Annotated in this window: 12 protein-coding genes; 10 read left to right on the forward strand and 2 right to left on the reverse strand. The window is 73.2% G+C overall.

Features of this window, described 5'->3' with window-relative positions; translation table 11 throughout:
• The first annotated feature begins 31 nt into the window (after positions 1-31).
• The 5 genes from folP (at position 32) to KHA85_RS05280 (ending at position 4034) form a co-directional block, all read left to right on the forward strand.
• On the forward strand, positions 32-844 hold the full coding sequence (gene folP, locus KHA85_RS05260) for a dihydropteroate synthase (RefSeq protein ID WP_236885222.1): 813 nt from the start codon (positions 32-34) through the stop codon (positions 842-844).
• A 50-nt stretch (positions 845-894) separates the two neighbouring features.
• Positions 895-1290 (forward strand): DivIVA domain-containing protein, encoded by a 396-nt coding sequence (locus tag KHA85_RS05265; protein WP_213185026.1) that lies wholly within the window; start codon positions 895-897, stop codon positions 1288-1290.
• Positions 1291-1381: 91 nt separating this feature from the next.
• Positions 1382-1549, forward strand: a complete 168-nt coding sequence (locus KHA85_RS05270) for a DUF3117 domain-containing protein (RefSeq protein ID WP_007629831.1) — start codon at positions 1382-1384, stop codon at positions 1547-1549.
• A gap of 77 nt (positions 1550-1626) precedes the next feature.
• Positions 1627-3102 (forward strand): leucyl aminopeptidase family protein, encoded by a 1476-nt coding sequence (locus KHA85_RS05275; RefSeq protein ID WP_213185027.1) that lies wholly within the window; start codon positions 1627-1629, stop codon positions 3100-3102.
• Entirely contained in the window at positions 3099-4034 is a 936-nt protein-coding gene (locus KHA85_RS05280) for a putative RNA methyltransferase (RefSeq protein ID WP_308936864.1), read from the forward strand. Before KHA85_RS05275 ends, KHA85_RS05280 begins: the two co-directional genes overlap by 4 nt.
• Positions 4035-4041: 7 nt before the next feature.
• Here the strand turns inward: KHA85_RS05280 and glgA are convergent, their stop codons facing one another.
• Complete coding sequence (gene glgA, locus KHA85_RS05285) at positions 4042-5208, reverse strand: glycogen synthase (protein ID WP_213185028.1); 1167 nt, start codon at positions 5206-5208, stop codon at positions 4042-4044.
• Positions 5209-5352: 144 nt separating this feature from the next.
• Here glgA and glgC point away from each other — a divergent pair, with 144 nt between their 5' ends.
• The gene (gene glgC, locus KHA85_RS05290; RefSeq protein WP_213185029.1) at positions 5353-6579 is read left to right on the forward strand and encodes a glucose-1-phosphate adenylyltransferase; all 1227 of its coding nucleotides are present in this window, start codon (positions 5353-5355) and stop codon (positions 6577-6579) included.
• A 20-nt stretch (positions 6580-6599) separates the two neighbouring features.
• Here the strand turns inward: glgC and KHA85_RS05295 are convergent, their stop codons facing one another.
• Complete coding sequence (locus KHA85_RS05295) at positions 6600-7208, reverse strand: O-methyltransferase (protein ID WP_007629842.1); 609 nt, start codon at positions 7206-7208, stop codon at positions 6600-6602.
• Positions 7209-7408: 200 nt separating this feature from the next.
• Here KHA85_RS05295 and sigE point away from each other — a divergent pair, with 200 nt between their 5' ends.
• The 4 genes from sigE to tatB form a co-directional block, all read left to right on the forward strand.
• Positions 7409-8029: an RNA polymerase sigma factor SigE gene (sigE, locus tag KHA85_RS05300; protein ID WP_213185030.1), complete on the forward strand. Its 621-nt coding sequence runs from the start codon at positions 7409-7411 to the stop codon at positions 8027-8029.
• Positions 8030-8133: 104 nt separating this feature from the next.
• Positions 8134-8577 (forward strand): anti-sigma factor family protein, encoded by a 444-nt coding sequence (locus KHA85_RS05305; RefSeq protein ID WP_213185031.1) that lies wholly within the window; start codon positions 8134-8136, stop codon positions 8575-8577.
• 10 nt (positions 8578-8587) lie between these two features.
• Entirely contained in the window at positions 8588-10108 is a 1521-nt protein-coding gene (locus tag KHA85_RS05310; RefSeq protein ID WP_308936865.1) for a S1C family serine protease, read from the forward strand.
• Positions 10109-10172: 64 nt separating this feature from the next.
• On the forward strand, positions 10173-10437 hold a 265-nt coding region (tatB, locus tag KHA85_RS05315), incomplete at its 3' end, for a Sec-independent protein translocase protein TatB (protein ID WP_213185032.1).

Raw genomic sequence — 10437 nt, forward strand, 5'->3', positions numbered from 1 at the left:
GCGGCCGGTCCCGGTGGACCGTCCCCTGGTCATGGCGATCGTCAACCGCACGCCCGACTCGTTCTACGACCGCGGCGCGACGTTCACCGACTCCGCGGCGATGCGCCGCGTCGACGAGGTCGTGGCGGCGCGGGCGGACATTCTCGACATCGGCGGCGTCAAGGCCGGGCCGGGGGACCTCGTCGACGCCGAGGAGGAGACCCGCCGGGTCGTGCCGTTCGTCGAGGCGGTGCGCGGGCGGCACCCCGACGTGTTCATCTCGGTGGACACATGGCGCGGTGAGGTGGCGCGACGCGCGCTCGCGGCCGGCGCGGACCTGGTCAACGACACGTGGGCGGGCCACGACCCCGGGGTGCTCGCCGCGGCCGGGGAGGCCGGCGCGGGCTTCGTGTGCTCGCACACCGGCGGCGCGGTGCCGCGGACGCGCCCGTTCCGCGTGGGATACGCCGACGTGGTCCGTGACGTCGTCGAGGAGCTCACGTCCGCGGCCGAGCGCGCGTTGGCCGCCGGGGTGCCGGCCGACGGCGTCCTCATCGACCCGACCCACGACTTCGGCAAGAACACCTTCCACGGTCTCGAGCTGCTCAGGCGGATGGACGAGATCGTGGCGGTGGGCCACCCCGTGCTCATGGCGCTGAGCAACAAGGACTTCATCGGCGAGACCCTGGACGCCGGGGTCGACGACCGGGCGGAGGGCACGCTGGCGGCCACCTCGGTCGCCGCCTACCTCGGCGCGCGGGTGTTCCGCACGCACGACGTGCCGGGCACGCTGCGCGCTCTGGAGATGGTCGCGTCGATCGTGGGCACCCGCCGACCTGCGCGGACGGTACGCGGTCTGGCCTGAGTCGTGTGGGAGACTGGGCGCGGCGGTCGTCACTACAGGAGGGGAGCGCGATGCTCACCATCGTCGTCTACGTGGTCGTGACGCTGATCGTGGCCGCGGGGCTGTTCGCGCTGTCGCTGCTGGTGTTCGGGCGCTCGGAACTGCTGCCCCCCGTCGAGGCGGGCCACACCGTCACCCGTCTGCCGCAGGGCCCGCTGTCCGGGGACGACATCCGGGCGGTGCGCCTCGGGGTGTCCGCGCGCGGGTACACGATGGCCGAGGTCGACTGGACCCTGGAGCAGGCCGCGCTGGAGATCGACCGGTTGCGGGCGCGGCTGGGGGAGACCGCCGTCGGTGACGCGGCGTCTGACGCGGCGTCTGACGGCGCGCCCGTCGGGGCGCCCGTCGGGGCGGATGGTGCGGATGGTCGGTCTGCTACGACGTCCGAGTCGGGCCGGACGCGCTAGAATCTGTTGTATCCACTGGAGCAGTACCGATCGTGGGCACGGGCGCCCGGCAGGGCGCGCCCCGCGGACTAGGACGAAGGGAATCGACCTGATGGCGGCTATGAAGCCCAGGACCGGTGACGGACCGATGGAGGCGGCCAAGGAGGGCCGCGGGATCGTCATGCGCGTCCCTCTCGAGGGCGGCGGTCGACTGGTCGTCGAACTGACCCCCGATGAGGCCAAGTCGCTCGGCGAGGAGCTGACGCAGGCCACCTCTTGATCGATCGTCCCACCGATGCCGGCGCATCCGACCCTCGTGGCGGGTGCGCCGACTCATGTCACCGGAAGGTTCCGCCGATGTCGGATGTCCCCAGTCGCCCCCTGCCCGCGGTCCGTGTCGCGTCCGGGGAGGTCCCCGCGTCCGCGCGAACCGTCGTCGTGCGTCGTCCGGAGGCCGGTCGGGTGACGCGCGGCCTGGCCCGGGAGGTCCGTGCGACCGTCCGTGACGGGCGTGCCGCGCTGGAGGTGGAGGTCGACGCGTCGACGCCGCGAGCGGGCTGGTCGGGCGCCGTGGACCACGGCCTGGGGCATCGCCGCGCGGGTGCGGCGCTCGCGCGTCACCTCCGCGAGGCGCGTTCGGTCGAGCCGGTGGCGGTCGCGGTGCCCGGGGAGGTCCCGACCGACCGGGTGGCGGACGTGGTCCTGGGCTACCTGTTGGGCGCGCGCGGCCAGGACGTGTTCGCGGCAGACCCCGCGCCGGTGGCGCCGGAACTCGTCGTGGTGGTCGCCGCGGGACCGGGAGGGGGCGACGACGACGAGGAGCGCGTCTTCCGTGAGGTGGCGGCCGCCGTGGAGGCCGCGCGGGCGACGGCCGTGGCCCGCGATCTCGCCGGCGCCCCCTCGGACCTGAAGACGCCGGAGTGGCTGGTGGGCCGCATGGCCGGGGCGCTGCGCGCCGTGGGGATGCGCACGGACGTCCTCTCGGGCGACGACCTCGTCTCCAGCGGGTTCGGCGGGGTGCTCGCGGTGGGCGGTGGCTCGGCGAACCCGCCGGCCGTCCTGGTGGCCCGTCGCCCCGGCCCGGGCCCGCGGGTGCTGTTGGTGGGCAAGGGCATCACGTTCGACACGGGCGGGATCTCGGTGAAGCCGGCCGACGGCATGCACCTCATGCGGACGGACATGGCGGGATCGGCGGCCGTCGTGGCGGCGGCGGAGGCGTTCTGCGCGGACCCCTCGCCCGCGTACGCGGGGGTGGACCTCACGGTGGTGGTGCCGTCGGCGGAGAACATGCTCTCCGGCTCCGCCTATCGTCCGGGGGACGTCGTCACCCATGTGGGCGGGACGACCTCCGAGGTCACCAACACCGACGCGGAGGGCCGAATGGTCCTGGCCGACGCCCTGGCCCACGGTATCGCCGAGTGCGACCCGGAGGTGGTGATCGACGTCGCGACGCTCACCGGCGCGATGAAGGTGGCGTTGGGGATGCGGACGGGCGCGGTCATGGCCACCGACGACGACCTCGCCGACCGGGTCGCCGCCGCGGGGGCGCGGGCGGGGGAGCGGTGGTGGCGGCTGCCGCTGCCCGACGACCTGCGCTCGGCGGTCCGCTCCGACATCGCCGACCGTCGCCAGGCGCCGAAGGGGCCGGGCGCCATCACCGCGGCGCTCTTCCTCGAGGGCTTCGTCGACGGCCGCCCGTGGGCGCACCTGGACATCGCCGGGCCGGCCCGCTCGCCCGAGGAGATCGACGAGGTCGGGCCCGTCGCGACGGGATTCGCCACCCGTACGCTGCTCGGGGTGCTCCGCGACCTCGCGGATCGACCGCGCCCGTGACCCCCGGACCCGCACTCGGGCGGATCCTGCCCCTGCTACGCTGCCCGCTCTGCGGAGAGGCGATGCGGGCGACCGATCAGGGCGTCACCTGCGGTTCCGGGCATCCGTTCGATCGGGCCCGCCAGGGGTACCTCAGCCTCTTCGGCCCCCGGGGTCGGCGCTTCCCCGGGGACACCGCCGATCAGGTCGCGGCCCGCGACCGGGTGCTGTCCTCGGGGCTCTTCGACGGGGTCCTCGACTCGCTGGCGGCGGTGGCCCGTGACGCCCTCGGCGCCGGTGCCGCGCAGCCGGCCCCGGACGCAGCGGGCGCCCAGGCCGAGCCCGTCTCCCGCCGCGTCGTCCTCGAGGCGGGCGCGGGAACCGGCCACTACCTCGCCGGGGTGCTCGACGCCGTCAGCCGGGACGGGGACGGGGCCGACGTGGTGGGGATCGGTACGGAGATCTCCGCGGCGGCCGCCCGACGGCTGGCCCGCGCGCACCCCGCGGCGGCCGCGTTGGTCGCGGACACATGGGACGGGTTCCCGCTCGCCGACGACTGCGTCGACCTCGTGCAGGTGGTCTTCGCGCCCCGCAATGCGGCGGAGTTCGCGCGGGTGCTGCGCCCGGGCGGGACACTGGTCGTCGCAGTGCCCGGGGAGGGGCACCTCGAGCCGTTGCGTTCGGCCGGGGGGCTTCTCGAGCCGGCGCCGGACAAGGCCGCGAGGCTGGGCTCCGAGCTGGCGGGCGCCTTCGAGCCGGGCCCGGTCCGCGTCGTCGACCAGCACCGCGAGGTGCCCGCGGCGGTCGCCGTCGACCTCGCTCTCATGGGGCCCAGCGGGGTGCACCTCGACCGGGCGCGGCTGGAGGACGCCCTCGGCGCCGACGACCAGCCGGTCCGCCTCCACGTCGAGGTACACACCTACCGCGTGCCGCTCGGCGACCTCCGACCCTGACGGGGCGCTACAGAAGCGAGGCGTACATCCGGTGCGTCTGCTCGGCGATCGCCTGCCACGAGAACCGGGACACGGCCCGCTCCTTCCCGGCCCGGCCCATCCGCGTCGCCCGCTCGGGGTCCGCGATCAGCTCGTTGACCGCCTCCGCGAGCCCCTGCTCGAACGCCCCGGTCGCCGACTCGTCGTAGTGGACGAGGACGCCCGTCTCGCCGTCGACGACGACCTCCGGTATCCCACCGACGTCGGAGGCCACGACGGCGGTGTCACACGCCATGGCCTCGAGATTGACGATGCCCAGCGGCTCGTACACCGACGGGCAGGCGAACACCGTCGCGGCGGACAGGATCTCGATGACCTCCTCGCGCGGCAGCATGTCCCGCAGCCAGAAGACGCCGTCACGCGCCGCCCTGAGCTCGGCGACCAGTGACTCCATCTCGGCCGCGATCTCCGGGGTGTCCGGCGCACCCGCACACAACACCAACTGGGCGTCCGGGTGGAAGTCCCGGGCGGCCCGCACGAGATGGGGCACGCCCTTCTGGCGGGTGATGCGCCCGACGAACGCCACGATCGGCCGGTCCGGGTCGACCCCGTGCCGCCGCAGGACGGAGTTCTCCCCGGAGAACGTCTCGACGGGTGCCCACACCGCGGTGTCGATGCCGTTGAGGATCACGTGGATGCGGTCCGGCTCGACCTCGGGGTAGACACGCAGGATCTCGTCCTTCATCCGGGCGCTCACCGCGACCACGGCGTCAGCGCCTCCGAACGCGTTGCGCTCCGACCACGACGAGACCCGGTAGCCGCCGCCGAGCTGCTCGGCCTTCCACGGGCGGCTCGGTTCGAGCGAGTGCGCCGACACCACGTGGGGGACGCCGTAGAGCTGACCGGCCAGATGCCCCGCGAGCCCGGCGTACCAGGTGTGGGAGTGGACGAGGTCCGCCCCCTCGGCCGCGACGGCCATCCGCAGACCGGCGGACAGGGTCTGGATCGCGGGGTTGGCGTCCGGCCCCAGTTCCGGGTCGGGGCGGAACGCGCGAGCGGTGTCGCGGTCCGCGCCCATGCACAGCACGTCCACGTCGCACAGCGGTCGCAGGTTCGCCACCAGTTCGGTCACGTGCACGCCGGCCCCGCCGTAGACCTCCGGCGGATACTCCCTCGTCATCATCGCTACTCGCACACCGGCCAAGGTAGTCGCTCGGCCCCCCGCCCGAGGCGTGCCCGGTGAACACCGTCCGTCGCCGGGGTGAGCACCGGGCGTGGGACGGGGGTCAAAGCGCCCGTTGCCCCGTGACGAGTCGCGCGGAGTCGATACGGTGGGGTCGTGAGGAACCAGCCGCATGTCCTAGCAATCGTCCTCGCCGGCGGCGAGGGCAAGCGACTCTTCCCGCTCACGGCGGATCGCGCGAAGCCGGCCGTGCCGTTCGGCGGGTCCTACCGGCTCATCGACTTCGTGCTGAGCAATCTCGTCAACGCCGGGTTCATGCGGATCTGCGTCCTCACCCAGTACAAGTCCCACTCCCTGGACCGCCACATCGCGCAGGTGTGGCACATGCGGGGCATGGGCGGCGAGTACGTGGCCCCCGTTCCGGCCCAGCAGCGACTCGGGCCCCGCTGGTACACGGGCTCGGCCGACGCCATCCTGCAGTCGCTGAACCTGGTGCACGACGAGAAGCCCGACCACATCGTCGTCTTCGGCGCCGATCACGTGTACCGCATGGACCCGCGCCAGATGCTCGATCACCACATCGCCACCGGTGCCGCGGTGACGGTCGCCGGCATCCGCGTCCCCCGCGAAGAGGCGTTCGCCTTCGGCTGCATCGACGCCGGCGAGGACGACATCATCCGCGGCTGGGTGGAGAAGCCCTCCGACCCGCCGGGCACCCCCGACGACCCGGACGCGACCTTCGCATCGATGGGCAACTACATCTTCACCACGGACGCGCTCATCGAGGCCCTGAGGGCGGACGCCGAGAAGCCCGACTCCTCCCACGACATGGGCGGCGACATCATCCCCGCCCTGGTGGAGCAGGAGCGCGCCTACGTCTACGACTTCGCCCGGAACGACGTGCCCGGTGAGACCGAGCGCGACCGCGGCTACTGGCGCGATGTCGGCACCATCGACGCGTTCTACGACGCCCACATGGACCTCGTCTCGGTCCACCCGGTGTTCAACCTCTACAACGACCGGTGGCCCATCCGCACCCAGCAGGACAACCTGCCGCCGGCGAAGTTCGTCAACGGCGGGATGTCGCAGGAGTCGATGGTCGGGGCGGGCACGATCATCTCCGCGGCGACCGTGCGCAACTCGGTCGTGTCCAACAACGTGGTCGTCGAAGACGGCGCCGTGGTCGAGGGCAGCGTCCTCATGCCGGGCGTGCGCATCGGCCGTGGCGCGGTGGTGCGCAAGGCGATCGTCGACAAGAACTGCCACATCGGTGACGGGGACCTCATCGGCGTCGACCACGAACGCGACCGGAAGCGGTTCCCCATCAGCGCCGGCGGCGTCGTCAGCGTCGCCAAGAACACCGTCACGTCCCTGCCGGGCTGATCGCCGGGCTGCGCGACGGGTCAGAGCGTGACGACGGTGAGCCCGACGCCCACGGGCAGCAGCGTGACGTGGGCGTGCTCCGGCAGGTCCGTGTCCTCGGGCAGGGGCGCGTGCTCGCCGATGAGCACGAGTGCCCCGCCGGAGCGCAACAGCTGATGCGAGCGCGAGATCAGGCGCGTCACCGAGTGGGCGGGGACGTCCGCTACCACCAGGTCGTACGCGCCGTCGGCGAGCTTGTCCGCGACCTCCAGCGGGCGGGCCGCGATGTAGCGCGCCGCCGAGGAGGGATGGCCCGCCCCGCGGACCGCGGCCCGCGCGGCGTCCAGGTGGTGCGGATCCTCGGTGATGCACGTGACCACGGCCCCGGAACCCTGGCCCGCCGCGGCGAGGATCGCGAGAGCGGGAACGCCGGGGGCCGGCGTGATACACACCGCGGCGCGGGTGCCGTTCAGCCGGGCGATCATCCGGATGGTCTCCGCGGTCGCGGCGTCCGGCGAAGGGGCACCCAGTTCGTCGGCCTCGGCGCGGGCCGGGGCGTAGAGCGAGTCGTCGACGAGGGCCGCACTCCTGTGCGCCAGCCCGTCGGTCCCGGAGCGGTCGGTGGCGGGGAGATCAGTGGAATCGGACACCCGAGCAGCGTATCGCCGCGGACGGGCGCAGCGGCGAGCAACGCGCGGTGACCGGATCGGTATACAACTCTCAGCGCGATCTCAGTACTCGTATACCGGGAGGACAGCCCGATAGGGGACAGTGGTCAGACGTCGCGCCACGAGGGCGCGAACCACCACCGCGCGGGGACATGCCCCGCGCCGGAAGGCGGCGGCAGCGCATGTACTCACGAACCGTGCACGGGACGACGATCGCCCCGGTGGCCCCCGACGAGTCGGCAGGCACCGCACGATTCGACTCGACCGGCGACGCGGCGGACATGCCGACGTGGTCCGAACTGGTGGCCCAGCACGGGGACCGCGTCTACCGCCTCGCGTTCCGCCTCTGCGGCAACGCCCATGACGCGGAGGACATCACACAGGAGGCGTTCATCCGCGTCTTCCGGTCCCTCGACCGCTACAAGCCGGGGACCTTCGAGGGGTGGATGCACCGGATCGTCACCAACCTCTTCCTCGACATGGCCCGGCGGCGCTCGCGCATCCGCTTCGAGACCCTCCCCGAGGATGCCGAACGCGTCCCCGGGCGCGAGCGGAGTCCGGAGCAGGTCCTGTCGGACGAGACATTCGACCCGGTCCTGCAGGCGGCGCTCGACAACCTGACCCCGGAGTTCCGTGCGGCCGTCGTCCTCAGCGACATCGAGGACCTCAGCTACGAGGAGGTCGGGCGGATCCTCGGGGTGAAGATGGGTACCGTCCGCAGCCGTATCCACCGCGGCCGCGCCGCCCTTCGTGCTGAGCTCGAGGCGGCCGGTGTCACCGGAGCGCACCAGCGTTCCAGCTGAGCCGCCGCGTCGGACGGCGGGAACAGCGGAGCCGTGCCGGACGTTGACCCATCGAGACCGGGGCGGGATACCGCCCCGCAGGCCGACGGTCGGGAGGGCGTGGCGTGGATCGACATCGTCACGGGCGCGGCTCCGCGCCCGAGTTCAGGTTGTCGCAGACGTCCGCGCGGGAAGTGGTCGGCCGGACCGGGCCGCCGCGGACGCGGGAGCACTTCCTGTCCACCGACCACCTCTCCATCGAGGCCGCGGCCGCGTACGTCGACGGCCGGTTGCCCGAGGCCGGCCAGTCCCGCGCGGACGCGCACCTCGCCCGCTGCGCCGACTGCCGCCGTGAGGTCGAGGGGCAGCGCGAGGCGCGCCACGCGCTGCGGGGCTCGGGACCCATCCACATGCCCCGCGAGCTACTCGAGCGACTACGCAACCTGGACGATCTGACCGTGGCCGCTCACGGGCGAGCCGACGACCGGGACGGGACGCCCGCTCCCGTGGAGACGTCCGCGACCGCGTGGGCGAGGCTACTTCGCCGGCTGCGGCGACGCGGCCGTTAGGGTGGTCCGGGTGGAGGACCAGAGTGGCGTGCGCGGGTCGACGGGGCGCGACGAAGAGCCGGACCGCCCCCTGCGCGAGCCGGCACCCATCCACCCACCGGCCGTCGATCCGGACGTCGTCGCCCTGTTCTCCCGCCCCGAGGGCGTCTCCGGTGGATTCGACCCCACGACCGCCACCGGCGCCGTGGGCAGCGCCGACCCGGGCGTCGTCCGTGACGCCGATCCCGCACTGGCGCAGGCGTTCGGCCCCGGTCCTGAGAGCCCCCGGGGTATCGAACGTCATCCGGAGTGGCAGGACGAGGCCGCCGCGCCCCCGGCGCGCACACCCGACCCCTGGCGTGACCCGCAGGCCCCGGTCGGTCTCGGCGCGCCCGCCGTGGCGGCCACACCCGAGCCGCGCCCCGTCGACCTGTCCGGTGCGGACGAGGCCCCACCGGCCCGGCTCTCGCTCTCCGAGGCGCTGTTCGAGCGCCGACTGAGCAGGCGAGCGCTGGCCGGGGCGATCGCGGCCGTCGCCGTCGTCGCCCTCGCCGGCGGTGCCATCGGCGCCGTCGTCGCCGATTCCGCCCGCGTCCTCACCACCTCGACCGTCCGCATCGCCGACGCGCCGGACAACGTCCTGCGCCCCGACAATCCGGTCGGCGAGGTCGCACGGCGGGTCCAACCCGCCGTCGTCAACATCCAGGTCTCCACCCCGTCGGCCCGCGGGGAGGGCTCCGGCATCGTCATCGACCCCCAGGGATACATCGTCACCAACAACCACGTCGTCACCATGGACGGTGCCGCCGACCGCGCCGACATCGACGTCATCTTCCCCGACGGCTCCCGCGCCGCGGCGGAGATGGTCGGCCGCGACCCCGCCACCGACCTGGCGGTCCTCAAGGTCGAGGACGTCCAGAACCTCACCGTCGCCACCCTCGGAAACTCCGACGACGTCCAGGTGGGGGAGCAGGTCATCGCGATCGGATCCCCACTCGGACTCGCGCGGACGGTCACCGAGGGTATCGTGTCCGCGACCCGGCGGCCGATCGCGCTGGGGGAGTCGACCTCCGACGGCGACGTGGTGATCGACGCCATCCAGACCGACGCCGCCATCAACCCCGGCAACTCCGGCGGGCCGCTCATCGACGGCACCGGAGCGGTCATCGGGATCAACACCTCAATCTTCACCCAGTCCGGCGGATCCATCGGCCTCGGCTTCGCGATTCCCGTCAACGACGTCCGCGACATCGCCACCTCCCTCATGACCGAGGGGTCGGTCCGGCACGCGACGATCGGGGTCAACGCCCGTAAGGCGGACAACGGCGCGGTCGAGGGCGCGGAGATCGTCAACGTGCGCGAGGGATCGCCCGCCCAGTCCGGCGGACTACGCGAGGGCGACGTCGTCACCCGCGTCGGGGAGCGACGGGTGCGCTCGTCCGACGAACTCGTGGTGGCGGTCCGCCGCGCCGGTGCGGACGTCGACGTCCCGGTCGAGGTCATCCGCGGCGGATCACGCGTCGAGCTGACCGTCCGTCCCACGCTCGGCTGAGCCCGGGGGGCACCTGCGCAGGTCACGCTCCCGCTCGCGCGCGCCACGACGTATCCTGACTGCGATGTTCACAAACGTGGGGTGGTCCGAGCTCCTGGTCCTCGGGGTGATCGCACTGGTCGTCCTGGGGCCCGAGCGTCTGCCCGAGGCCGCCCGCTGGCTGGCGTCCGCGATCCGCAAGGTCCGCGAGTTCGCCAGCAACGCGCAGCAACAGCTCAAGGACGACTACGGGACCGACTTCGAGGAGTTCCGCGAGCCGCTCAAGCAGCTCAACGACCTGCGCGGCATGAGCCCCCGCGCCATGGTCACCAAGCACCTGCTGGACGGCG

The sequence above is a fragment of the Dietzia massiliensis genome (assembly GCF_018390595.1).
GTDB lineage: Bacteria > Actinomycetota > Actinomycetes > Mycobacteriales > Mycobacteriaceae > Dietzia > Dietzia massiliensis.

What these genes read in the sequence shown, in the direction of transcription:
- KHA85_RS05265 (WP_213185026.1), top strand. Translation starts at nt 895, where the DNA reads ATGCTCACCATCGTCGTCTACGTGGTCGTGACGCTGATCGTGGCCGCG.
- KHA85_RS05275 (WP_213185027.1), top strand. Translation starts at nt 1,627, where the DNA reads ATGTCGGATGTCCCCAGTCGCCCCCTGCCCGCGGTCCGTGTCGCGTCC.
- KHA85_RS05270 (WP_007629831.1), top strand. Translation starts at nt 1,382, where the DNA reads ATGGCGGCTATGAAGCCCAGGACCGGTGACGGACCGATGGAGGCGGCC.
- folP (WP_236885222.1), top strand. Translation starts at nt 32, where the DNA reads ATGGCGATCGTCAACCGCACGCCCGACTCGTTCTACGACCGCGGCGCG.
- sigE (WP_213185030.1), top strand. Translation starts at nt 7,409, where the DNA reads ATGTACTCACGAACCGTGCACGGGACGACGATCGCCCCGGTGGCCCCC.